The sequence below is a fragment of the Salinimicrobium sp. TH3 genome (assembly GCF_026676115.1).
GTDB lineage: Bacteria > Bacteroidota > Bacteroidia > Flavobacteriales > Flavobacteriaceae > Salinimicrobium.
This window is the reverse complement of sequence record NZ_JAPONB010000003.1, coordinates 48,016-72,406: the sequence shown is the minus strand read 5'-3', so window position 1 is coordinate 72,406 and position 24,391 is coordinate 48,016. Positions and strand designations below refer to the sequence as shown.

The window sequence follows — 24,391 nt, the reverse complement described above, 5'->3', positions numbered from 1 at the left end:
TTATTTAAAAATCTTTTTTAATGTGTTTAATTGTTTGAATGACCAGGGTGGGTAAAATACTGGCAATGGCGATTAGACCCCAATGTCTTGGCTGTAAAGGCTGTAAATTAAGAACCTCGGCCACTACGGGAATGAAGTAGGCTGTAAAAACAGCAGCTATACAAAAGATCACCGCCATCCATACATACTTGTTACGCGTAACCTGGTTATTGAAAACCGGTTCCCAACCCTCGCGCATATTCAAAACGTGCAGAAACTGAGAAAAAGCCAGACTTAGAAAAGCAATATTATTGTTGATCCCTTCTGTCTCATCCCAATAAAAGTGGGAATAAAAATAAGCACCTGTAACACTTATGGCTATAATCACTCCGTACACAACAATTTGCAGCCAGTTCTTTCGGGTGATAATAGGTTCTTTGGGATCTTTTGGTGGCATCTTCATAACGTTATGGGTCCCTTCCCCAATTCCAAGAGCCAGTGCCGGAAAAACATCTGAAAGCAGGTTAAGGAAAAGCAACTGCAAAGGCAGGATAGGCAGAATGAATAAAGAGAAACTTACAAGAGCAATAAGGATGATTTCGGCCAGGTGATAGGAAAGTTGATAAAGAACAAACCTTCTTATATTTCCAAATATGATACGCCCCTGCTCGACAGCTGTGACAATAGAATTAAACGAATCATCTTTTAGCACCACATCTGCCACTTCCTGGGCCACCTGTGTGCCTCGTTTTCCCATAGCGATCCCAATATTCGCTTTTTTGAGAGCCGGGGCGTCGTTGACACCGTCTCCCGTCATGGCCACTATTTCCCCCAGTTCCTGAAAATGGCTTATTAAGTTTAACTTTTGCTCTGGGTCCACGCGTGAAAATATCGGGGTATTTACCAGTTTTTCCGGGTTCTCCCTCTCAAATTCTTTATTCAGATCCTTCCCATGAAGAACGGCTTCCCCTTGTTTTTCTTCTTTTTTTGAAAAGATCTTTACCTCCCGCCCCACGTTTGTGGCTGTTCCTGGATGATCTCCGGTTACCATCACCACCTTTATGCCGGCAGCTTTACAGGTTTCTATGGCCGCCGTAACTTCTTTACGGGGAGGATCCAGGAACCCCAGTAGTCCAACAAATACCAGTTCATGTAAAAAATCTTCAGCCTCTTCCCCGGTGGGCAGATCATTTATTTTTTTGTAGGCAAAGCCCAGCACCCGCAGACCATCTTCTGCCATTTCATTATTCCTGTTCTTCCATGCCTCTTTTTCCTCTTCATTCAATTCTTCGGGTTTTCCATTTTTTAGAATCTTTTTGGAACGGGCCAAAATAGCATCTGTAGACCCTTTTCCGGCAACGTATAAATCCCCGTCATCTCTATAAATAGTTCCCATGACCATAGATTCTGAATCAAAAGGATCGTGTAGTTCCCGCTGCAATTGTTGCAGTTCCCCATATACTTCCGGATCAAATTTGCTTACAAAATCAAGCAGGGCAATCTCCAGGGGATCTCCTTTGGCAGATATTTCCCCGTCCTCCGCTTCGGGTTGATCATCTGAACCTTCGGAAGCTTCAGGATTACGGTTCACCTCCGACTTCTCTTTAACTTCAGCCTTTTCCGAAGTATTGTTTTCCGGTTCCTTGAGGGAGGCATCATTGGCCAAAACAGCAATTTTTAGCATCTCCTTAAAATTGGTTTCGCTGCTTTGTTGCTTCTCGCCATCCAGTTGAGGTTTATTCCCGTGCCAGTCAACCTTCAACAGCTTTTCCTGAGGCAGGCAAAAGCTATGGACGGTGAGTTCATTCTTAGTAAGAGTTCCCGTTTTATCTGTAAAGATCACCGTGGTCTCTCCCAGCGTTTCAACAGCGCCAAGGCTCTTTATTAAAACGCTCTTTTTGGAAAGCCTTACCATTCCCCGGGCCAGGGCGATACTTGCGACTATTGGCAAACCTTCAGGAATCGCAGCAATAGACCAGGCAATAGAAGTTTGTACCAGTTGATACAGGTCTTTCCCTGCGAGCCAGCCAAAGAAGAAAAAAGCGGCTGCCATAGCAAGGATTACCCAAATGAGCCTTTTGGTGAGTTTGTTCAGTTTGCTGTTAAGCGGCGTCTCTTCCTTGTCCTGCTCCTCTACCAGGGAAGAAATGTTACCAACCTGGGTATCCATACCGGTAGCAAAGACAAGAGCGATTGCCGTTCCTGCAGTGACGGCAGTACCTTTGTAAAGTATGTTCAGGCGATCGGCAACCTGCAGTTCCTCCTCAATTACTTCCGGATTTTTCTCTACTGGAACAGATTCTCCGGTTAATGGGGATTCGTCTACCTTTAGCTCTGTAGCTTCAAGAATCCTGGCATCTGCGGGAATGAGATCTCCGGCTTCTATTTTAATAATATCCCCTGGCGCTATTTTTTCTGCATTGATTTCCTTCTCTTCAGAATTCCTGATAACCGTGGCCATAATCTTATCGAGTTTCTTAAGCGCCTTCATAGACTTTTGTGCCTGAAATTCCATCCAGAAACCTATGATTGTATTGACGAGAAGCACTATAAAAATTGCAATACCCTCGGGAATATCCCCAAAAATAAGCGCGAGGGCAGCGGCTGCAAAGAGCAGGTAAATTACCGGATTGTTGATTTGTGACAGAATAAGGTCCCAGATACTGCGCTCCTCCCCCTCCTTTAATTTGTTCAGACCATGATTTTTCAGCCGCTTTTCCGCTTCCTCTTCTGTTAAGCCTTTTTCAAGGTGTGATGAAAGTTCGCCAGCCACTTTATCCCCCGTTTTTCGGTAAGCGTCTTTGATTTTATGATTCCGGTCTGTACTTTCTTCCATGATCTATTTTTTTAAATTTTTTCTCAAAGCGGAAAGTTTTTATATTTCAGATCTTTTTACCCTTTCCCATAGTTTGTTTAAGCAGCTTCTCATAAAGAAACTCCACATCTTTTTTCTGAAGTAACTCGGTACCCGGAGATTTTATAGTAGCACTACCACAGGCTAAACCATATAAAATAGCTGTTTCTACGGGATGTCCTTCCGCCAGGCTATAGACGATCCCAGCAACCATACTGTCTCCTGCCCCAATGGAACTTACATGCTCTACCTTTGGTGCAGGATAATGCCACACCTCTCCCTTTGTAGCCAAAAGTGCTCCTTCTCCTCCCAAAGAGAGAACAACGATCTCCACGGAGTATTCGTTAAGGATGTGCAGTAAAGCATTTTTTTGTTGTTCTAAGCTCTCTACTGCTTCCCCCGTGATATCCTTAAGTTCATTTTTATTAGGTTTTAAAAGGAAAGCTCCCTGCTCCAGTACGCCCTTATAAGATTTTCCGGAAGTATCAAGCACAAATTGAAGTCCGCAGTTATTTGCTCTTGCCGCTGCCCTGGCGTAGAAATCAGATGGTGCACCGGGTGGAAGGCTTCCGCTTGCAACAAGGAATGATCCTTTTTCGCATTTATCTACTTTTTCCAGTAAAGCTTCATATTCAGAATTCTCCAGTTCGGCTCCGGGAAAACCGAAACGGTAAAGATTTCCAGTGGAAGTTTCGGTAATGGCAAAGTTCTGTCTCAGGTCATTCTTCACCTTTACGGAATCCTCATTTACCCCCTCTTTTTTTAGCAAATCGGAGAAAAGTTTGCCTGTATGTCCGCCTTTGGAATAAACAGCTATTGATTCCCCTCCCAGTCTTTTGATGACCCGGGAAACATTCACTCCGCCTCCTCCCGGATCAATAAGTGGTTTTTTGCAACGGAGTTTTTCATTTGGCTCAAATTTCTCTGTTGTCGAATATATATCAAGAGCAGGATTAACGGTTAGAGTGATGATCATTGCTGGTTAAATAAATTAATAAAACATTCTCTCTAATTTACTGATTAGTTTTACATCTGTATAGAAATTACCATAATTACTGTCAATTTCAAGAACTAATATAAGAGCAAACAGATGCTTTTATAGCTTCTATTTTTTTCAAATAGAAAGTTCCTAACTCGGCCGGAATTTGGGATCTTTTGCTTTTCAACTGAAGAGGAATCTGGTTAAATTGAAACCGTATTTTATTCCATTAATGTTCTCCCTTTTCAGAACGTTCATCAAATATCCTTACCCAGGCGTTGTCTCAAAATGCTCTTTACCCGTGGGATACTCTCCACATCAAGCAGGTTTAATGCGGGAACACCACAAAGTTTTTCTACCAGCTCCCTACCTCCAAGAGTATTTGAAGAGATCCCGGTAACTATATCTGGTTTTAGATGAAATGCATCCATTATTCCCATAACAGCATAGGGATCTGACGCACTCAGGACAACACATTTTACCTGGTCTTTTATTCCCTTATATGCAAGTTCCCCATTGTAGGGCTCCAGCGGAGAGGCGCCAATTTCGATCACAGCAACATCTGGAGCCTCTGCACTTATCCTGTCCAGCATGTACTCAAGTTTTTTTGAATATTCTTCGGGAGGACAAATCGAAGATGGCAGTCCTGCATCCACGAAATCGAAGACAGCATCGGCTCCTACATCCTTAACTGCCAGGATATCTTTTTGTCTTCCAGTTCCGGTAATTTTTGCACCTACAACCTTTAATCCTGCCGCTTTAAGTATCCCTGTTACTATTCGAGCACTGGTAGTCTTGCCGGAGGACATGGAAGTGCCAATAAACAATATCACGGGAGTTTCAAACTTTTTGTGTTCTGCAGGTTTTACAAAATCCTCCATGGTTAGCTTTTTTCCAGCTCTGCAGGCATGACCCAAATACCGTATTTCCATAAACCTGGGCATGAATATCGACCTGGAGGTGAGTTTACCCAATAAACCTCCCCAGCTTAGAACATGAAGTATTCCATCCTCGCCCACCTCTTTCCATGTTCCGGTAGCCTCCAGGGTGGCATGTCTTATTCCCAAAGCTCCTACCAGTATATCCCCTTCCATTACACCGCGTAACCTGCCATTGGTGAGTTCAAGTTTTGCATCATTAGTGCCTACATCTGTCAATTTACAGACCACATAGTCTCCCGTGGCCCAATTCTCTTTATCTAATTTTTTAACCTCAAATGGATTATCTGCAAGATCTGAAGTTCGGGTAAGGGCCGTATAAATATATTTATAATCCATTTTTTTAGTTTTTCAGGTTAAAGGTTCCTCCAGCAACAGCACTGTAAGCAGCGCGGTACGCTCGGGAAGGTGTTTGGTAAAGATGAATTCATGTTGTGCATGCGCACCATCCCCGGTTGTTCCCAAACCATCCAGGGTAGCAGTATAGAGGCTGGTTGTATTTCCATCAGATCCTCCACCGGCAGTTGCCTCCTCCAGCTTTAGATCGAGGAGTTTACCTCCCGCCTTTGCACGATCCCAAAGAACCCGGTTTCTTTGGGTCTTTTCCATAGGTAAACGTCTTATCCCTCCCTCGATCTTCATCACTACCTCCTTATGGGAAGGCTTAAGGGATAAGATCTTTTGGGATATGTAATCGGCATCTTCCTGGTTGTACACCCGTACATCTACGACGGCGCTACTTTCAGAAGCTACTACATTGGCTGAGGTCCCTCCTTCGATCTTTCCTACATTTATAGTTATTCCTTTATCGGGATCGTTCATTTCATATAACTTCTGTACCTGTTTGGAGAGTTCTGCAATGGCGCTAACCCCTTTTTCGGGATCCAGACCGGCATGTGCTGCACGTCCCTGAACTTTAATTGTAAACTTCCCGATTCCTTTTCTTGCAGTCTTTAATTTCCCTTGCAACCCGAGTGGAGGTTCAAGAATAAATGCCCGGTTCGCAATGGCAGCCAAACGGGCGATAGCAGGAGTAGATTCCAGGCTTCCAATCTCCTCATCGGCATTGATAAGTACCGCAGGCATTACCTTATAGGAAAGCCCAAGATCCCTGATGCATTGAAGGGCAAAATATATTTGTGTAAGTCCGGCCTTCATATCATAAATTCCCGGCCCCATAAATTTTTCATCTTCTTCATGCACCGGCATTTTCTTCAAACTATCGAGCTCCCAAACGGTATCACAATGACCTATTACCAATTGTATGGGAGCATGCTTTTGGCGGTTGTTCGGCCTCGCATACAGGTAACCTCCTGTTTCCCTTCCAGGAACCCGAAACGTGTAAAACCCCAGCTTAATGAAAGCTGACTCGAGGAAATGCATTATTTTCTCCAATGCCTTTAGATCCCGCGAGGGGGATTCCATGCTTACCAGCTCCCTGAGAAATTCTTTCATTGGTCCTGCTTCAGACTCCAAATGATCCCTTATCTCTTTTGCTGTATGGGAGGTAGTTGTCATTTTCTGAAATTTTTAGGATAAGGGAATTGGTAGGTTTCACTTATCCGGGCGAAGCGGTCGGGAGCTATAAATGACAGTAGATTATGTTCTACCAGCTGGTTTTGGGCATCACAATCTGAAACCCTTCTATAATTCTTTTTTACAAAAGCAGCTTTTATCTCGCCGGTGATGATACTATTCTCTCCAAAGCCATCCACAATCTTATATGCCAAACATTCGAATATGAGGTAAGCATCACGAAGCACGGGCAAATCCATTGTTTCGGCGCTTACTACAGGCAGATTGCTTACCACCTCGTGATATTTTGATAAAATTTCCTCTCTTGATGTGGCACTAAGAGCTACCGGAATGACATCATCGGGCAAGGGAAAACTCACTGTGAATTCGCCTGTTGCCTTAATGTTTTGATAAGTCCCATGATTGGGAGTACACACAAAACCATAATAATTATTAAACCCTGCGGGAAAGGCCATGTGCTTGGGTGCCATATCATATTCTGTACCTTCACGGGTTCCCACAACAATAAGAGGCGCGACCATAAATATCCGGTCCCACACAGCAGTTGAAAGATCGAGAGAAGTATATTTATTTTTGTCTATAGTTTCCATAGCGGGCTACCATATCTTCTTACAATTTACTGATATAAAAGATTTTAATTAATGACAATAATCAGTTTCACATGTTTCCAAAAATGAATATTTGTATATTACATTATTCGTACGGGTTGTAAAAGGATCATTTATGAACTCAGCGTTTCTGCAGAAACCTGAGAGATATCATAGTTATCTTAGTAAATCTGAAGTAGTTTTAACTTAGAAATTTTGTGGTATGACCCGAAATTTTCCCATGGTCGCTAACCTTTCCTCCTTTTTTACGGAAACAGGAGCATTGGCACGTTTTGCAGGCCGGTTTTTTAAGGAATTGGTTAGTCCTCCCATTGAATTCCGGGAATTCTTGAGACAGTGTTACCAAATGGGCAATAAATCCCTTCTATTGGTTGCAGTTACAGGCTTCATACTAGGACTTGTTTTCACCCTGCAATCCCGGCCTACCCTTGAAGAATTTGGGGCCTCCTCCTGGATTCCCAACATGATAAGTATTTCAATTGTTCGGGAAATAGGACCAGTGATCATTGCTCTTATTTGTGCAGGACGTATAGGTTCAAGTATAGGTGCTGAACTGGGTTCTATGAAAGTTACCGAGCAGATAGACGCCATGGAAGTTTCGGGAACCAATCCTTTTAAATTCCTGGTTGTAACACGTATTCTTGCAGCAACACTCATGCTGCCCCTGCTCATACTTTTTGGAGATTTTGTTGCACTTATAGGTTCGGCCATTGTGGAAAATGTAAAGGGACAGGTGTCTTTCACCCTGTACTTTAATCAGGTTTTTGAGGCCCTGGCTTTTAGCGACCTCCTTCCGGCAACTGCCAAATCTTTCTTTTTTGGTTTTGCGATTGGATTGGTAGGATGTTTTAAAGGCTACAACAGCAGTAAAGGAACAGCCGGCGTGGGCCGGGCTTCTAATTCGGCTGTGGTATATACAAGTATGCTGCTTTTCATTATTGACTTTATAGCAGTTTTTCTCACAGACCTTATATACGGATAATATGAAGGAAGAAAATACATATTCCTCCTCTCATAAAGGAAAGCCGGTAATACAAATTCATAACCTGCAGAAGCAATTTGGAGATCAGGTTGTTTTAAACAATTTTAATCTGGAAATGTATGAAAATGAAAACCTGGTTCTTATGGGGAAATCAGGTTCCGGAAAATCGGTTATGATCAAATGCCTTATAGGTTTAATGGAACCAGATAGCGGCACAATAGAAGTCTTGGGCGAGGATATCAGCAAGCTGGACCAAACCAAAATGGATGAGTTACGGGCGGAGATAGGATTTTTGTTTCAGGGGAGCGCATTATATGATTCCATGACCGTGAGAGAAAACCTGGAATTTCCGCTAAGACGTCACACTAAGAGAATGAATATTGAAAATACTGAGGAACTTGTACTGGAAGCGTTAAATAATGTGGGATTGGCTAAGACAATCGATCTCATGCCCGAAGAGCTTTCCGGCGGAATGCAACGAAGGATCGCCCTGGCACGTGCCCTTATTCTTAAACCCAGGATAATTTTATATGATGAGCCTACAACAGGGCTGGATCCTATAACCGCAAAAGAAATTATTAAATTGATGATGGATATTCAGAAAAAATACAAGACTTCATCCTTGATCATTACTCATGATGTGGACTGCGCCAGGGTGATCTCAGACCGAATGATACTGTTACTGGAGGGAACCAATTACGCAGAAGGAACTTTTAAGGAACTATCAACTTCTGAAGACCCGAAAATTCAGGCCTTCTTTAAATGAAAAAAGATGAAAAATTCAAATACACAAAACCTGAGATTGGGAATCTTTGTGATCCTTGGAATCACCATCTTTGTTTTAGCGGTTTATTTTATTGGTAACCGCCAGAACCTGTTTGGAGATAATAGTATCATCATTTCGGTCTTTAAGGATGTAAGTGGCCTGCAACGTGGGAACAACGTGCGTTTTGCCGGAGTCAACGTGGGAACAGTAAAGGATATCCAAATAATCAATGATACCAGCATAGCAGTGAGTATGAGGGTTGATGAACGCACCATGAACCTCATTAGAAAGAACTCTCTTGCCACCATAAGTTCCGATGGATTGGTGGGCAGTATGGTGGTTAATCTCCTGCCGGGGGAAAATAATTCGGGCCTGGCGCCTCCGGTAAAGTTTGGGGATACTATTGCTTCTATAAGTAAAATTGCCACTGCCGACATGCTTACCACTTTAAATACCACAAATGAAAACGCGGCGCTCCTAACTGCCGACCTTTTAAAGATCACAAATAGTATAAACAAGGGTGAAGGCACACTCGGGGCTCTAATTAAGGATGAGGAGATGGCGGGCAACTTTAAAAAGAGCATAGAAGGTTTGCGGCAAACCACTCAAAATGTTTCAGCGATGGTCAACCGTATCAATGCTATTATTAATGAAGTGAGTTATAAAGAGAGTGTTGCAGGGGTATTACTTAGCGATACCACAGCTGCCAAACAAATTGAGGGGATCATTACCAACCTGGAAATTTCTGCTCTGCAAATAAGCAACATGACCACTAATCTCGAGCAGGTATCGTATGATATAAGGAAAGGTGAAGGTACTCTTGACTATTTGCTCAATGATCCCGGGGCCGTAGACAAACTCGATGCAACCCTGGAGAATATTGCAAAAGCCACTAAAAAATTCGATGAAAGCATGGAAGCGCTGCAGCACAATATTTTATTAAGAAGGTATTTTGAGAAGCAGGCGAGAATAAAACAAAGGGAAGAAGCAAAACCCGATGAATAAAAAAAGGCTTCCTGTGAGGAAAGCCTTATACATTTTGAGGAATGAAATTTATTCTACAATAAAATTCCCGCGCATTTGGATATAATGGCCGGGGAAGCTACAGATATATTCATAAGTTCCTGCCTCTGGAGCAGTAAACTCAATAGTAGTCTCTTCTCCACCGCCAATCATCTCTGTATGGACAATTACTGCGTCTGTTCCTTCAGGAATGTATTCGTTACCTGAAGCGGTAGCAGCTTTTTGAGCAAAATCCACTACATCTGTTCCTTGCTTAAGTAGCACAAAATTGTGCCCCATAGCATTTTCGGGCAGTTGTCCCACATGAGTAAGAGTAAGGCGTATTTTCTCTCCTGCCTTCACCTTTATTTCGTTGAGGTTGTACTGCATTTGGTCGTTACCGGTCAGGTTCACCTGTACTACTCCATCCTGGCGTATCACAGCCTCTCCAGATTGAGCATCTTCGGTAGTTGTCTCTGCAGTGGTTTCAACTTCTTCTAAACTACCTTCTTCTCCAATAGTTATTCTTTCCTGTTCCTTCTTTTCATCACCACAGCTTATTAAAACTATAGTCAAAAAAAGTGCAAGAAATCTCGTAAGATCTTTCATTTTATTAATCGTTTTTTGGTTTATAATTTCATCTCATTCTTTGAGATAATAGTCAAAGGTAGATAATAAAACGATTTTTTCTTAAAAGCTTAAGTTAAGGAAAGTCTAAAGTGAGTATACTAAAGGATATGAGTCATCTTCCACCTTTTAAGATCTGGGAGGATTTGGATAACCTGATGGGCTTCCTCAATGCTCACTTCGTCATGGTGCCTGGCCATATCCAGCAGCCTTTTTTTCATGTCATCTATAGTGAGGTGATGATCTGTGTATTTTCCATCTTTAAAACATCCCAGGCAATAATCTGAATTTTTACTTTGGTCCCTGTTTGTACCTCTCATTTTTTCTGAAAAAGGAAGTCCGCAGGATTGACAAATAAGTGGTTTCATAGCAACTTTTTTAAACAACTACTGTTCAGGTTGTTAGGTTAATAGAGGGTTTCTTTAAAGATAAAAACTGTGAACAAAAAAAAGAGATTTTAAGCTCTTAAATATTTCCTAAATAAACTTTTCTAATGTATCTTTATTAAGGTTATTAACTAGCTGATAATGAGATGTGTTTTCACCAAAAACTCCTCCTGTATTAGACTGTAAATCAACACCAATGGAAAGTTCGGTTCTCCTTATAGAAGATGATCTTGTGCTTGCTGAAAATATTCAGGAATTGTTGGAGCTTTCCGGTTACCGGGTTATGCTTGCTCACGAAGGAAAATCTGGATTAATAAAGGCATTTAAAGAACTTCCCGATGTCATAATTTCAGATATCATGATGCCTAATGTTAATGGTTATGAAGTATATCAGGCTCTTCAGCAAAACCGTTACACCAGGAATATTCCTTTCATCTTCCTCTCTGCTAAAGCTGATCCAGCTGATGTTCGGCGGGGTATGAATCTTGGGGCAGATGACTACATCACGAAACCTTTTAATGAAGAAGACCTTATTCTTGCCCTGGAAAGGCGCATAGCCAAACGAACACAAATACTAAGGGAGGAAGAAGAAGAAAGAAGAAAGAAGCCACAATTTCATCTGGAAGAATTTAAGGAGTACATTCGAACTTACGGGGAACAGATACAGGTAGAGAAAAATGAAGAAATCTATATGGAAAACAGGATGGCTTCAAACGTATTACTTCTTGAGCACGGCCTGGTAAAAACCTTTAAGCTGGATGAACATGGAAAAGAACTTATAACGAGTATACCTCAAAAAGGAGATTTTCTGGGCTTCTACAGTTTTAAATTCTCCAGGTATCCCGAGAGTGCGCATGCCCTGGAAAGGAGTATTCTTTATAGGATTTCGCTTGAAGAATTCATCCAGTTACTAAAGAAAAATCACGAATTGACCCTGGAGTTTGCCGAAGTACTTTCTCACAATCTTGATGTTCTAAAAACACATCTCCTGGAGATGGCTTATAGTTCAGTACTTAAGAAGACTGCCAGCACTTTGCTGGAATTTGCTGAAAAAGTAAAAAATGATGCCACTCCAATAATCAAAGTTTCCCGAAGTGACATGGCAAGTGTAGCCGGGATATCTACAGAAAGCTTTATAAGAAGTTTGTCCTGTCTAAAAAGGGATGGCTTGATTGACATAATAGGACGAAATATTAAGATCCTTCAGCTTGAAAAATTAAGAGAAATACATTAGGATTTTTCGCACTTAATTTTTTACTAAACATGACATTTCTCATTCTATTTAGAGCTAATGCTCTGTAAATTAGAAAGAAAAATTACTAACAAAAAACCTAAAGTTATGTCATTAGTAACCACAAAAAAGCGCAGGACTCCAATGTTGAGTAATGCCTTTATCAACGATCCTTTCTTTTCAAATTTCTTTGACCGTAGCGGAATGATGAAGAACTTCCTTAAAACAAACGGAGATTTGGATTTTAGTCCGGCAATGAACATAAAAGAAAAAGAAAAAGAATTTGAAGTAGAGCTTGCCGCACCCGGACTTAAAAAAGATGATTTTAAGATCACTCTTGACAACGGTATTCTTACTGTTTCAGCCGAAAAAGAAGAAAAAAAAGAAGAAGAAAAAGAAGGTTATGTGAGCAGGGAGTTTAGTTATAATTCCTTCTCAAGATCTGTAAGCATTCCAGAATCTGTAGATGAGGATAAAGATATTTCTGCCCGTTACGAAGATGGAGTTCTCAAGCTTAAATTGAACAAAAGAGAAGGTTCGGAAGCCAAAAAGCCAAAAACCATTAAGGTTTCCTAACCTGGGGGAGAGACTGCCGTACTGATAGAGAATCGTCATTATAATAATTTGCATCCTAAAAAGAAGCAAATTGCTCACCGAACAAGGTTTGGTTTGACGAGAACTTATCACTAGGACAGTCTCTTTTTCTTTTTATGACACCTGTCATGTTTCTTTTAGGAAACTTTCTCTAACTTTAATCAAAACGCCAGGAAATGAGAAAGATAATTATTCCTACAGACTTTTCAGAAAACGCATTTAATGCATTAAGATATGCTGCAGAACTCTTTAAATATGAGAGAAGCGAATTTTATGTGCTGCACGCTTATGCCGATGAAGTTTACAATTTTGAAGGAGTAATTACCCAGGATTTTCTGGAGGAATATAAAGCAACCGTAAAAGAAAAGTGTAGCCGGGAGCTGGAGAACACTATCTCCCGGATAAAAGAATTGTATTCCAATCCCAAACATTCCTTTCATCCCGTGCCGGCTTTCGGGCTTTTAATAGATGAAGTGAATGATCTTGCCGAAAAAGAAAATGCCGATCTTATCATTACTTCGACCCGTGGGGCAACCAATGACCGTAAATTAACTTTTGGCAGCAACACCCTGCAAATCATTAAATATGTGCAATGTCCTGTGTTAAGTATCCCCGAAAATTACAAATTTTCAGATCCCAGCCGGATATTATTTCCTACAAATTACCTTCTGCCCTATCAACGTCGCGAACTTAAATTAGTGGGTGGAATAGCACGGTCTTTCTGTTCAGAGATTCACATGCTGTATGTTTCACGTTTTGCCGAGGAGACATTGAGACAGAGAGATAATAAAGAAGCCATTTTGCAGCAATTTTATGATGTAAAGGTGCATGATCATCATGAAAAGGAATTGGAAAAGACACAAGCCATTGAAAAGATGATTGACAACCTCCACATTGATCTGCTTATCCTGGTCAATTCCCGCCACAGCTATCTTGAAAACATTTTATATACCTCAACAATCGATAAAATAGGGCTCCACCCAAAAATCCCCTTTTTGGTACTCCAAAATTTTTATCGCTTATAAATCCTTAGGCCATGAAAAAGATCCTGTTGCCAACCGACTTTTCAGAAAATGCGTATAATGCAGCGAAATACGCCGTTCAGCTTTTCAATGGGGAGGAGTGTACTTTTTATTTGCTCAATACCTATACCCCGGTGCTTTATGATAACGAGTACCTGGTCTACAGTGCTTCTCAACCCACCCTAACTGAAATCTACAGAAACAAATCCATGGAAGGACTGGAAAGGGTGCTAAGAAGGATCAAGCGAAATTTTAAGAACGAAAAACATCACTTTGAGAAGATTTCCTCCTTCAATCTTTTGAATGATGAGATTAAAGAGCTGGTTTTAAAGAAAGAAATAGATCTTATCGTAATGGGAACGAAAGGAGCTACTGGAGCTCAAGAAATTCTTTTTGGCACCCATACGGTGCACGCAATAAAAAAGGCCCGCTGCCCATTAATGGCAATTCCGGCACATTATGATTACAAGGCTCCCAAAGAGATACTTTTCCCCACAGATTATGAAGTGGAGATCCCTAAGCTCCTGAATATTTTAAAGGAAATTGCATTGAGTCACTCCTCAAAGGTGCATATTCTTCATGTCTATTTTGGAGTAAACCTTACCCCTACCCAAACCAGTCGAAAAAAAGCTTTGGGAAGGGCATTTAAAGATATTGGTCATCATTTTTACAGCATATCCGAAAAAAGTGTCACCAGGGCTATTTATGACTTTCAGGAAGAAAATGACGTTGACCTGCTGGTGATGATAAATAATAAGCATTCTTTTTTTGAGAATCTTTTATTTACACCTGTTGTCAATGAAATAGGTTTTAATGTTAAGGTACCATTCCTGGTCATTCCATCTAAAAAAAGGAAATAATGAAAAAAGTGCTTTTGCCTACAGATTTTTCTGCCAATTCCTTTAATGCGGCAAGATACGCCCTGGATATGTACCTGGAAGAAAAAGTGGATTTTATTGTAATGCATGCATATAAGGTTTTCGATTACCATGAAAAAAGCCAGTTATCTGCTACGCCGGGAAAGGCTGTACTTGAAAAAACCCGTCAGGATGCAGATATTAAGCTTAATAAGGTAGTCGAAGAATTAAAAATCAATGCAGGAAAAGACCATTCATTTGAAATAGCGGCACACAATTTACTTCTTACAGATGCCATTTCAAAAGAATTACGAAAAAGAAAAATTGAGTTGATCATTATAGGAAGCCAGGGCCATACCGGGGCCAAGGAAGTTATCTATGGGACAAATACATTAAACATCATGGAGGAGATTGAAAATTGTCCGGTTTTGACTGTTCCTTCTAACATGGTTTTTGCACCTCCAAAAGAAATTGTTCTTGCCAACAGCTTTAAAGCTGAACTGACTCCCGACGACCTGGATTTCCTTATTTCCCTGGCGGAAAAATTTAAAGCCGCTATTAGAATTCTCCACATAGCCGAAGAAGGTGGCCTTAACAAATCTCAACATCATCACAGGAAGTTACTTAGTGAAAAACTCGAGGAGGTAAAACACTCGTTTCATTCCCTGGAATATCTTAGTGTACCTCTGGGTATCTATTCTTTTTTAGAAAGCCGGGGAAGTGGATTAGTCGCCTTTATAAATAAAAAACATACCTTTTTAGAAAACCTGCTCCTAAACCCATTATACAAGAATTTAGCCCACTATTCAAAAGTACCGGTTTTGGTACTCCACCAGCCTCCAAAGGCAGATTAAAGAAAACGTCATGAAAGTTATTACCGCCTCGGGGGAAAGATCAGAGTTTTCGGAGTCAAAAGTGGCATCTTCCCTAAGAAGAGCCGGTGCACATGAGCCCGTTATCAAAGATATTCTTAAAAGCCTGCGCGGGCACTTACATCCCGATATTTCTACGAAAGAAATATACAAGCAGGCTTTTGATCTCCTTCGAAAGCAGGACGGCCTCACTGCCTCCCGTTTTAAACTTAAAAAAGCTATCTATGAACTGGGACCTACAGGATTCCCTTTTGAAAAATTTGTAGCTGCCATTTTTGAGAATAGCGGTTATAAAGTAGAAGTCGGAAAAACTCTCCAGGGATCTTGTGTAAGTCATGAAGTAGATGTAGTAGCACAGAAAAAGGACCTCAAAATGTTCATGGAATGTAAATTCCATAGTGAACAGGGAAAAAAATGTGACGTAAAAGTTCCTCTGTATATCAACTCCCGGTTTATAGATCTGGAAAGCTTTCACCTTAATAGGCACAAAAATGAAGGTTTTCGCCATGAGGGTTGGGTAGTTACAAATACGAGGTTTACACAGGATGCTATCACCTATGGCAAATGTGTAGGTTTACACCTTTTAAGCTGGGATTATCCTAAAGGGAATGCTTTAAAAGAAAGAATAGACAAATTAGGACTTTACCCCATTACCGTTTCCACTCTTTTGTCTGCCAGAGAAAAACAATTTCTCTTAAGCAGAGATGTAGTGCTGTGTAGGCAATTATTAAAAGACAACTTTTTTCTCGACCAGCTGGAGGTAAAAGAAAACAGAAAGAGAAGAATTCTTCGGGAAATGGAAGAACTGGTTGTGCCCTGTAAAAAAGCAAATGCCTGAAAAAGTAAATATTCGTTTTCTGGGTGCCGCAGGTACCGTCACAGGGTCAAAGTTCCTGCTTGAGACCCCCTGGATGAATATTCTCATTGATTGCGGATTATTTCAGGGACTCAAGGAATTAAGAGAACTCAACTGGAAACCTTTTCCCTTTCCACCGAAAAATATTGACCTTGTACTTCTCACTCATGGACACCTGGATCACACAGGTTACCTGCCAAAATTAGTTAAAGGCGGCTTTACCCGCGAAATTCTGGGAACCTCTCCCACGCTGGCTATAGCCGAAATTATCCTCACAGACAGCGCTAAAATTCAGCAGGAGGATGCTAAGAGGGCTAATGAAGAACATTATTCAATCCATGAGCCGGCATTGCCACTTTATAACGAAGAAGATGTTGAAGAAACTGTTAAATTATTCAAATCTGTTAAGACAGATGAATGGATGGAGGCCTCAGAAAAGGTCAAATTTCGCTTTCTTAGGAACGGGCACATCCTGGGAGCAACCTTTATTGAATTAGATATTAACGGTAAGATCTTCGTCTTCTCAGGAGATATCGGCCGAAAGTCAGACACTCTTCTGGAAGCCCCTCGCAAACCGGGGCATGCAGATTTCCTTTTTATGGAGAGCACATACGGGGATAGGATACATCCCGAGGAAGACGTTGATGAGATCCTTGATTCCTGCATCACAAATACCATTGAAAACAATGGAACATTAATTATCCCCAGTTTTGCAGTAGAGCGTCTCCAAACATTGATGTACAGGATCTATCTACTTTATCAAAAGAATAAGGACCTAACCATTCCCGTTTATATTGACAGTCCCATGGGCAACGAGGTGCTTAAAGTCTTTAGCAGTTTTATGTCCTGGCACAAATTAAATACTGAAGAATTTAAAAAGATGAAAAGATTCTTCAGGATCATTACTCAATATAAAGACACCTGGAAAGTAATTGACGATCCTCAACCCAAGGTTGTCATAGCGGGTAGCGGGATGGTCACTGGAGGCAGGATCTTAACTTATTTGAGATTTCATCTTAAAGACCCCAATACCACCATTCTTTTGGTCGGTTTCCAGGCCGAAGGAACAAGAGGAAGACAACTTCAGGAAGGCGTGGCCGATGTAAAGATCTTTGGAAATTACTATGAGGTAAAAGCCGCAGTAAAGAACATTAACAGCCTTTCTGCCCATGCAGATCAACATGAATTACTGGATTGGCTCATTGACCTGGACAATAACCCGAATCGGATTTTCCTTATCCACGGCGAGAAAAAAGCTTCAGATGTTCTTAGGGTTAAAATTAAAGACCGTTACGGCTGGCATGCCGAGATTCCACACCTGGGAGATACCATAACGGTAGAAGTATAAACAAAAAAAATCCGTGGCTCTCACCACGGATTCTTGTTTGGACATTTTTAAATGCCCGGATTTCTTAAGAATTGAAATTATTCTACAGAAGGAGTATTTGTAATGTCTTCTACTACAGTACCGCCAGTGCTTGTTGTATCAACAACAACTTCTTCAGTCTCAACAGCCTCAACCTCAACAGGAGCCTCAGGAGTTTCGATCACTTCTACTGTAGTGTCTTCAGTAGTTTCAGTAGTTGTTTCTTTACAAGAAGTAAATGAGAATACTAATGCGATAGCAGCAAAAGTCAAAAAGGATTTTTTCATTTTTAATGAATTATTAATTGTTTGAGGGGTCAAATGTATATCATTTTTTGACACTCAATACAACGGCCAAAAAATATTTTAGTTAAATTTTATGAGTTTTCTAAAATGCGGTATTTTTCTTGTTTTACACCCCAAAAAAAATTTCTTATGTGACATTTGTCAGTTTGATGAACAGTTTTTATTCTTACCTTAATAACTTAAATACAGAAGATTATGAGCCGGAACACATCCAGAAGTTTTTCCGCAAATGAAAAGGACATAGATCGCCTGTTAAAAGAAAACAGCAGGTGGAAAGAAAGATTAGCCTACTTCAATGAAGAAATCAACTTCTTAAACCTGTACCTGGGTGCAGATATCTTTCAAAAGAATATACTAAACCTATATGAGCGGCTTCAGCTTTTCTATGATGCCCTGCAGAATTTTAAACAGGAGATCCTGGAGCTTACCAGGGAAGTCCATAACCACCGGTATGACATTGAAGGAATACTGGAATGTGAGGATATAAGCTGTGAAGTCTTTTACCACGATGAACATTTAAAACTCGAACAAAGGATCCTGGATTTTGCCCAAAAATTCAGAGAATTCAAAATGGAAATTTTTTCCTATACCGGGCGCCTGTTACGACGAACCAGCAAGGAGCATTAACAAGTCTAATTTTTTTTGCCATGAAGAATAAAGCCCATAACTACAGGTACATCGAGTGGAAAACACCCGACGAAATGCATTTCTCCTCCTTACAGTGGAAATCTGAACTCAGCTTCATTAAGGACGAACATCGCTTTTTTGAAGATATGCTTAAAGAATATACTTTACCCATAATTGAATCCCAACTTTTTACACGGGTAAAGGAACTTATAAACCAGTTAGATCTTTCGGTTAAAGATCTAAAAGTTCTGGAAAAAAGGGTTTCCGAACATATTAACCGGCTTCGAAACTTGCTTGACGACGTGGACGAACCAAAAGAGGGCCGTGTATATCGCAAAGAACATAAGGAAATCCTTAATGATGTCACTCACTTTTCCAGACAGTACAAACGACTTAAAAAGGAAATTTTTGAAATCATAAGTAAGGTAATGAAACAACAAAAACAGAAAAGGCTACTGGCCTAAGTGCTTAAAAATATTTAAAAAGCACATTTTTTTATTTGAAATGGAGACTGTCTAAATTGCTATTGATCGTTAATCTGAATTTGTTCTGAAGCTTATTAAACAAATTTTTCAGAACGAACCAGAACTTAAAACTCCTGAAATCTTAGGTGAACGGAAAATGGCTTTTTGACATTCTCCTTTTTTTTTAAACCTCAATAAGGTTTATAGTTTTAAGAACTACGGAAAAAGGGCCTGCCAAATTACAGTTACCGGTAATACTTCTCAAAAAAGGCAATTTAGGATGGCATTTTTGAATGCTTTTTTCTGAAGAAAATTTATCTTTAGAAAAAACATATGTGTTTCCGGACAAAATTAAACTCCAGGATCACCGAGATCGAAAAAACTTTTAAAGCTACTTTCTCCGAACCGGAGCTTTATACTCCGCAAGAAGAGATCAATGGCTTCGACTTTTTAACCAATCCTGTCATCACAAATGATGCCCCGGGAGAGATCCTTTTTTTTAACTGGGGCCTTATCCCCTTCTGGGCAAAAAATGACAGCCTGAAGAAATCCACCCTCAACGCAAGAATTGAAACCCTCGACGAAAAACCTGCTTTTCGGAATTCGGTAGATAATAGATGCCTTGTAATCGCTAATGGATTTTATGAGTGGCAGTGGCTGGACGAAAAAGGAAAAACCAAGCAAAAGTACCTCATAACATCATCTGAAGAAGATATTTTTGCCTTCGCCGGAATATATTCTCACTGGCAGGATCCTGCAACCGGCAAGTCTATTGGCTCTTACAGCATCACCACCACCCAGGCGAATGAATTGATGAGCGAGATTCACAACAACAAGCAACGAATGCCGGTGGTGCTTCACCACAGGGATCACTCTGCCTGGCTTGAAGGAGCCTCACATAAGGAATTTGCTTTTCCTTATGAAGTAAACCTAAAGGCCCAAAAAGTGTAAAAACTATTTATATTTCCGGAATAATCCCGGGACTCTGCCGAAGAATCTTAAATTTGCTTCAGAAAATGCCATTTTTAAACCTTCTATGGGAGAAATAATAGATATACGCACAGTCACCGTTTGCCGCTATATCACCGCTTTACGAGAGGGTGGCTCTCTCCCGGCACTGGCCGAGGCCGATGATGATTTCAAATACGTCCTAAAGTTTCGAGGAGCGGGACATGGAGTTAAAGCATTAATAGCCGAATTCCTTGGCGGAGAAATTGCCAGGGCTATTGGGCTAAGAGTTCCCGAGCTAGTATTCGCTAATCTTGATGAAGCCTTTGGTCGTACAGAAGGGGATGAAGAAATTCAGGATTTGCTTCAGGGCAGTAAGGGGCTCAACCTTGCCCTGCATTTTCTTTCGGGGGCAATTAATTTTGATCCGGCAGTGACTGTTGTAGATGAAATAACTGCCTCCAAAATTGTATGGCTGGATGCTTTTATCACGAATGTGGACCGCACCTTCAGGAACACAAATATGCTTATGTGGCACCAGGAGCTTTGGCTAATTGACCATGGAGCTTCCTTTTATTTCCACCATTCCTGGACTAACCTGGAGAAGCATGCACAAAGCCCTTTCAGCTTAATAAAAGATCACGTACTGCTTCCCCAGGCCACTCAACTCAAGGAAGTAGATGAACAGATCAAACAGCTGCTGAAAATCGAAAAAATAAGGGAGATCGTGGAATGTCTACCCGATGAATGGTTACAATGGAGGGAGACCGATCTTTCTCCGCAAGAGATTAGAGCAGCATATATTAAGTTTCTTGAAATTCGTCTCAGGAATTCAAATATCTTTATAAAAGAAGCAAAAAATGCAAGACAGGCACTTATATGAATATGCTACCATAAGGGTGGTACCGCGGGTGGAACGGGAAGAGTTCCTCAATGTGGGGGTTGTGGTGTTTTGTAAAAAAGAGAAATACCTGCAGGTAAGGTATAAAGTGGATTCAGAAAAGTTGCACATGCTTTGCAAAGATCTCGACCTGGACCAGCTGGGAAAGAACCTGGAATCTTTCGAAAAGATCTGCCTTGGTTCCAAAGATGGAGGCCCAATTGCCCAAATGGATATACCCTCGCGGTTTCGATGGCTCACAGCAATACGAAGTTCTGTAATCCAGACTTCGAGGCCTCACCCGGGCTTGTGTGTTGATTTGGACAAAACCCTTGACAGGCTATTCTCTGAGTTGGTATTATAAAAAAAGCTGCCAAAGCAGCTTTTGTAACTTACCTTTTAAAAAAGGTATTATTTACTTCCCTTTTTCACCCAACTTCCCATGGTCATGGTTCTCTTTACCTGATGGGCAACTGCCTTTTTAACCTTATCCCCCAGTTCTTCTTTACCTGCCGTTATACTTACTCCATAGGGATTTCCTCCTGCATTGAATATGGCTTCATTGGTATATCCCGGTGCGGCAACTATTGCTCCCCAGTGAAACATGGTTTTGTACAAAGAAAGTAAGGTAGATTCCTGCCCCCCGTGAACATTACTCGCACTGGTCATTCCACTCACCACTTTATTGGCCAGTTTCCCGTTAAACCAAAGGCCGCCGGTCATATCGAGGAACTGCTTGAACTGGGATGGCAAATTTCCATAACGGGTTGGAGCACTAAAAATATAACAGTCTGCCCAATCCAGGTCATCCATGGAAGCTTCCTTTACATCTTGTGTGGCTTCCAGGTGCTTCTTCCAGTCCTTATTGGCCTCAATTGCCTCTTTTGGTGCCAGCTCCTTTACTTTTCTAAAGCGCACCTCTGCTCCATTTTCTTTGGCTGTTTCTTCCGCCCACTTTGCAAGTTGATAATTTGTTCCTGTAGAACTGTAATAGATCACAGCTACTTTTAAATCTTCCATAGTCTATCTTGTTTTATAGTTGTTAATTCATTTTCAATAAGATAACCTGAAAATATCTACTTTTCTGCTAAACAAATTATAAAAGTTAATACGCAGCGGAACAAAAAATCCCCTTTTAAAAAGGGGATTTATAAGTTATATTTTTAAAAAGACTATTTTTCCATTGCCTCAGCAACTCCTGCGGAAAGCCTTCTGTAAGTACCATTTTCCAGGCGCTCACGAATTGCTGAAAAAGCAGTCAAAGTAATTTCCACATCCTCTAAGGTATGAGTAGCTGTTGGAATTAATCTTAAAAGTATCATTCCTTTAGGAATAACCGGATAAACTACGATAGAACAGAAGATCCCGTGATTTTCCCTAAGGTCGTTGACCAGGGCCATAGCTTCAGGAATACTTCCCTTGAGATAAACCGGAGTCACACAACTTTGAGTTGTTCCTATATCAAAGCCACTGTCTTTTAAGCCGTTTTGAAGAGCATTCACATTCTCCCAAAGCTTTTCTTTTAGTTCGGGCATTGTTCTAAGCATCTCAAGACGTTTAAGAGCGCCAATTACCAGCTGCATTTGCAGGGACTTGGCAAACATTTGAGAACGAAGATTGTACTTAAGATAATCCATGATTTCCTGGTCTCCTGCGATAAAAGCCCCGGTACTGGCAAGAGATTTTGCAAAGGTTGCAAAATAAACATCGATTTGATCCTGCACTCCCTGCTCCTCACCTGCTCCTGCTCCTGTTTTACCAAGAGTACCAAAGCCGTGAGCATCATCTACAAGTAACCTGAAATTATATTTTTCTTTAAGAGCAACGATTTCTTTAAGTTTTCCCTGCTCTCCCCTCATTCCAAAAACACCTTCAGAAATTACAAGGATTCCGCCACCGGTTTGCTCTGCGATCTTCTCGGCACGCTGGAGGTTCTTTTCGATGCTCTCCATATCATTATGCTTGTAAGTAAAGCGCTGACCTAAGTGCAGGCGCACCCCGTCAATAATACATGCATGAGCATCCACGTCATAAACAATAACGTCTTTTTTAGAAACTAGGGCATCAATGGTAGAAACCATTCCCTGGTAACCAAAATTAAGTAAGTATGCAGCCTCCTTGCTCACAAAAGAAGCGAGTTCCTCCTGCAATTTTTCATGTAGAGAGGTGTGACCACTCATCATCCTGGCGCCCATTGGATAGGCAGAGCCCCATTCTGCAGCGGCTTCAGCATCTACTTTGCGCACTTCGGGATGGTTTGCAAGACCCAGGTAATCGTTGACACTCCAGGTAATTACATCCTGCCCGCGGAATTTCATACGATTGGAAATGGGACCTTCCAGTTTAGGAAAAACAAAATAACCTTCAGCTACTTCACTCCACTTGCCTAAAGGCCCTTTGTCCTTATATATTTTATCGAATAAATCTGCCATTTTATATATTTTTCACTTCAACAAAAGTAACAAATAAATAGCAACTGCAGAATCATGGCCGGTCAACTGCATTGAAAAACATGCACTTTTCAGCTTTATTCTTAAGAGCAGCTGCTCCCTGTCGCTATTTAAACCTAAATTGTTTGAAAGGAATCAATAAAGCAGCCCGGTAAAGGCCTCCTGCTGTTACTTTATAAATTCTATTTGATTCTCTGCCTTTTCGTTCTTGCTGTCGAAGAACCCCTGCTCATTCATCCAGTCATCACTAAAGACTTTGCTCATGTAACGGGAACCATGATCGGGGAAAATTATCACAATATTGCTATCGTCGTTGAATTCACCTTCTTCGGCCAGTTGTCGCACTCCCTGTAAAGCAGCACCACTGGTGTAACCAACAAAAAGTCCTTCGGTACGGGCAAGCTCACGTGCAGCATGTGCGCTGTCTTCATCACTTACCTTCACGAATTTGTCTATGCTCTCGAAATCTGTAGCTGTTGGAATAAGATTTTTCCCTAATCCTTCAATGCGATAAGGATAGATCTCTGCAGCATCGAATTCTTTGGTTTCATGATATTTCTTGAGAACAGAACCATAGGCGTCAATTCCAAGGATCCTGATGTTGGGATTTTGTTCCTTTAGGAATCTTGCAGTTCCCGAGATTGTTCCCCCGGTACCGCTGCAGGCTACCAGATGCGTGATCTTTCCTTCGGTCTGTTTCCATATCTCGGGCCCGGTAGAACGGTAATGAGCTTCTATATTAAGCTCATTAAAATATTGATTGATATAAACCGATCCTTTGATCTCGTCATGCATTCTTTTTGCAACCTGGTAATAAGACCTGGGATCATCGGCAGTCACATTAGCAGGACATACATAGACCTTTGCACCCATAGAACGTAGCATATCGATCTTGTCTCTGGAAGATTTTGAGCTCACCGCAAGGATGCACTCGTAACCTTTTATAACGCTAACCATGGCAATACTAAAGCCGGTATTCCCCGAGGTAGTCTCAATAATTGTATCTCCCGGTTTAAGAATTCCTTTTCTTTCGGCTTCTTCTATAATATGTAATGCGATTCTATCTTTGGTGGAGTGCCCGGGATTAAAGGCTTCCACTTTTGCGAAATAATGTCCTTTAAGATCCTGAGTAATACGATTTAAGTGAATTAAAGGGGTATTACCAATTAGTTGTAATACATTATCGAAAACCTGTAAATCTTCTCTCATAAATTGAAGTTATTTACAATAATCGCATTCAGAGATTTTATTCCGAATGCGAT

The 24,391-nt window shown here is 41.0% G+C and carries 26 protein-coding genes; 15 read left to right on the top strand and 11 right to left on the bottom strand.

Going from position 1 to position 24,391, the window contains the following annotated elements; genetic code table 11:
• Positions 1 to 4: 4 nt before the first annotated feature.
• From OU683_RS06080 to OU683_RS06060, 5 genes are all read right to left on the bottom strand, one after another.
• A complete protein-coding gene (locus OU683_RS06080; RefSeq protein WP_268136280.1) occupies positions 5 to 2,815 on the bottom strand; it encodes a cation-translocating P-type ATPase in 2,811 nt (936 codons plus the stop codon).
• 46 nt (positions 2,816 to 2,861) lie between these two features.
• The gene (locus OU683_RS06075) at positions 2,862 to 3,809 is read right to left on the bottom strand and encodes a 1-phosphofructokinase family hexose kinase (protein WP_268136278.1); all 948 of its coding nucleotides are present in this window, start codon (positions 3,807 to 3,809) and stop codon (positions 2,862 to 2,864) included.
• A gap of 260 nt (positions 3,810 to 4,069) precedes the next feature.
• Complete coding sequence (locus OU683_RS06070; RefSeq protein ID WP_268136276.1) at positions 4,070 to 5,089, bottom strand: DUF1611 domain-containing protein; 1,020 nt, start codon at positions 5,087 to 5,089, stop codon at positions 4,070 to 4,072.
• Between the two features lie 12 nt (positions 5,090 to 5,101).
• On the bottom strand, positions 5,102 to 6,268 hold the full coding sequence (locus OU683_RS06065) for a M20 family metallopeptidase (RefSeq protein WP_268136274.1): 1,167 nt from the start codon (positions 6,266 to 6,268) through the stop codon (positions 5,102 to 5,104).
• The gene (locus OU683_RS06060; RefSeq protein WP_268136272.1) at positions 6,265 to 6,876 is read right to left on the bottom strand and encodes a flavin reductase; all 612 of its coding nucleotides are present in this window, start codon (positions 6,874 to 6,876) and stop codon (positions 6,265 to 6,267) included. The genes OU683_RS06065 and OU683_RS06060 overlap by 4 nt, the downstream gene beginning before the upstream one ends.
• Before the next feature lie 220 nt (positions 6,877 to 7,096).
• Here OU683_RS06060 and OU683_RS06055 point away from each other — a divergent pair, with 220 nt between their 5' ends.
• The 3 genes from OU683_RS06055 to OU683_RS06045 are packed head-to-tail and all read left to right on the top strand — an operon-like array spanning position 7,097 to position 9,647.
• Positions 7,097 to 7,876 carry an MlaE family ABC transporter permease gene (locus tag OU683_RS06055; RefSeq protein ID WP_268136270.1) on the top strand — a complete coding sequence of 260 codons (780 nt, stop codon included), beginning with the start codon at positions 7,097 to 7,099 and terminating at the stop codon, positions 7,874 to 7,876.
• A gap of 1 nt (position 7,877) precedes the next feature.
• Positions 7,878 to 8,642, top strand: coding sequence for an ABC transporter ATP-binding protein (locus tag OU683_RS06050; protein ID WP_268136268.1), 765 nt, complete (start codon positions 7,878 to 7,880; stop codon positions 8,640 to 8,642).
• 6 nt (positions 8,643 to 8,648) lie between these two features.
• A complete protein-coding gene (locus OU683_RS06045) occupies positions 8,649 to 9,647 on the top strand; it encodes an MlaD family protein (RefSeq protein ID WP_268136266.1) in 999 nt (332 codons plus the stop codon).
• A gap of 48 nt (positions 9,648 to 9,695) precedes the next feature.
• Here OU683_RS06045 and azu read toward each other — a convergent pair whose 3' ends face one another.
• Both azu and OU683_RS06035 read right to left on the bottom strand, forming a co-directional pair.
• The gene (gene azu, locus OU683_RS06040) at positions 9,696 to 10,253 is read right to left on the bottom strand and encodes an azurin (RefSeq protein ID WP_268136265.1); all 558 of its coding nucleotides are present in this window, start codon (positions 10,251 to 10,253) and stop codon (positions 9,696 to 9,698) included.
• A 119-nt stretch (positions 10,254 to 10,372) separates the two neighbouring features.
• Positions 10,373 to 10,639: a zinc ribbon domain-containing protein gene (locus OU683_RS06035; protein WP_268136263.1), complete on the bottom strand. Its 267-nt coding sequence runs from the start codon at positions 10,637 to 10,639 to the stop codon at positions 10,373 to 10,375.
• 214 nt (positions 10,640 to 10,853) lie between these two features.
• Here OU683_RS06035 and OU683_RS06030 point away from each other — a divergent pair, with 214 nt between their 5' ends.
• From OU683_RS06030 to OU683_RS06000, 7 genes are all read left to right on the top strand, one after another.
• Complete coding sequence (locus tag OU683_RS06030) at positions 10,854 to 11,891, top strand: response regulator (RefSeq protein WP_228913312.1); 1,038 nt, start codon at positions 10,854 to 10,856, stop codon at positions 11,889 to 11,891.
• 105 nt (positions 11,892 to 11,996) lie between these two features.
• Positions 11,997 to 12,464 (top strand): Hsp20/alpha crystallin family protein, encoded by a 468-nt coding sequence (locus OU683_RS06025; protein ID WP_268136260.1) that lies wholly within the window; start codon positions 11,997 to 11,999, stop codon positions 12,462 to 12,464.
• A gap of 194 nt (positions 12,465 to 12,658) precedes the next feature.
• Complete coding sequence (locus OU683_RS06020; protein ID WP_268136258.1) at positions 12,659 to 13,507, top strand: universal stress protein; 849 nt, start codon at positions 12,659 to 12,661, stop codon at positions 13,505 to 13,507.
• Positions 13,508 to 13,518: 11 nt separating this feature from the next.
• Entirely contained in the window at positions 13,519 to 14,364 is an 846-nt protein-coding gene (locus OU683_RS06015; RefSeq protein ID WP_268136256.1) for a universal stress protein, read from the top strand.
• Positions 14,364 to 15,215: a universal stress protein gene (locus OU683_RS06010; RefSeq protein ID WP_268136254.1), complete on the top strand. Its 852-nt coding sequence runs from the start codon at positions 14,364 to 14,366 to the stop codon at positions 15,213 to 15,215. Before OU683_RS06015 ends, OU683_RS06010 begins: the two co-directional genes overlap by 1 nt.
• A gap of 10 nt (positions 15,216 to 15,225) precedes the next feature.
• A complete protein-coding gene (locus OU683_RS06005) occupies positions 15,226 to 16,071 on the top strand; it encodes a restriction endonuclease (RefSeq protein ID WP_268136252.1) in 846 nt (281 codons plus the stop codon).
• A complete protein-coding gene (locus OU683_RS06000; protein ID WP_268136250.1) occupies positions 16,064 to 17,437 on the top strand; it encodes an MBL fold metallo-hydrolase RNA specificity domain-containing protein in 1,374 nt (457 codons plus the stop codon). The genes OU683_RS06005 and OU683_RS06000 overlap by 8 nt, the downstream gene beginning before the upstream one ends.
• 77 nt (positions 17,438 to 17,514) lie before the next feature.
• Here OU683_RS06000 and OU683_RS05995 read toward each other — a convergent pair whose 3' ends face one another.
• Positions 17,515 to 17,742, bottom strand: a complete 228-nt coding sequence (locus OU683_RS05995; protein ID WP_268136248.1) for a hypothetical protein — start codon at positions 17,740 to 17,742, stop codon at positions 17,515 to 17,517.
• A 213-nt stretch (positions 17,743 to 17,955) separates the two neighbouring features.
• Here OU683_RS05995 and OU683_RS05990 point away from each other — a divergent pair, with 213 nt between their 5' ends.
• The 5 genes from OU683_RS05990 to OU683_RS05970 all read left to right on the top strand — a co-directional run bounded on the left by OU683_RS05990 (position 17,956) and on the right by OU683_RS05970 (position 21,043).
• On the top strand, positions 17,956 to 18,387 hold the full coding sequence (locus OU683_RS05990; protein ID WP_268136246.1) for a hypothetical protein: 432 nt from the start codon (positions 17,956 to 17,958) through the stop codon (positions 18,385 to 18,387).
• A gap of 20 nt (positions 18,388 to 18,407) precedes the next feature.
• Entirely contained in the window at positions 18,408 to 18,851 is a 444-nt protein-coding gene (locus OU683_RS05985; RefSeq protein WP_268136244.1) for a hypothetical protein, read from the top strand.
• A 333-nt stretch (positions 18,852 to 19,184) separates the two neighbouring features.
• A complete protein-coding gene (locus OU683_RS05980; RefSeq protein ID WP_268136242.1) occupies positions 19,185 to 19,802 on the top strand; it encodes an SOS response-associated peptidase in 618 nt (205 codons plus the stop codon).
• Positions 19,803 to 19,887: 85 nt separating this feature from the next.
• Positions 19,888 to 20,682 (top strand): HipA family kinase, encoded by a 795-nt coding sequence (locus OU683_RS05975; RefSeq protein ID WP_268136240.1) that lies wholly within the window; start codon positions 19,888 to 19,890, stop codon positions 20,680 to 20,682.
• Positions 20,660 to 21,043 (top strand): DUF3037 domain-containing protein, encoded by a 384-nt coding sequence (locus OU683_RS05970; protein ID WP_268136238.1) that lies wholly within the window; start codon positions 20,660 to 20,662, stop codon positions 21,041 to 21,043. The genes OU683_RS05975 and OU683_RS05970 overlap by 23 nt, the downstream gene beginning before the upstream one ends.
• 47 nt (positions 21,044 to 21,090) lie before the next feature.
• Here the strand turns inward: OU683_RS05970 and wrbA are convergent, their stop codons facing one another.
• The 3 genes from wrbA to capA form a co-directional block, all read right to left on the bottom strand.
• On the bottom strand, positions 21,091 to 21,699 hold the full coding sequence (gene wrbA, locus OU683_RS05965; RefSeq protein ID WP_268136236.1) for an NAD(P)H:quinone oxidoreductase: 609 nt from the start codon (positions 21,697 to 21,699) through the stop codon (positions 21,091 to 21,093).
• A 152-nt stretch (positions 21,700 to 21,851) separates the two neighbouring features.
• Entirely contained in the window at positions 21,852 to 23,111 is a 1,260-nt protein-coding gene (capB, locus tag OU683_RS05960) for a cysteate-C-fatty acyltransferase (protein WP_268136234.1), read from the bottom strand.
• A gap of 186 nt (positions 23,112 to 23,297) precedes the next feature.
• Positions 23,298 to 24,338, bottom strand: a complete 1,041-nt coding sequence (gene capA, locus OU683_RS05955) for a cysteate synthase (RefSeq protein WP_268136232.1) — start codon at positions 24,336 to 24,338, stop codon at positions 23,298 to 23,300.
• Positions 24,339 to 24,391 lie beyond the last annotated feature (53 nt).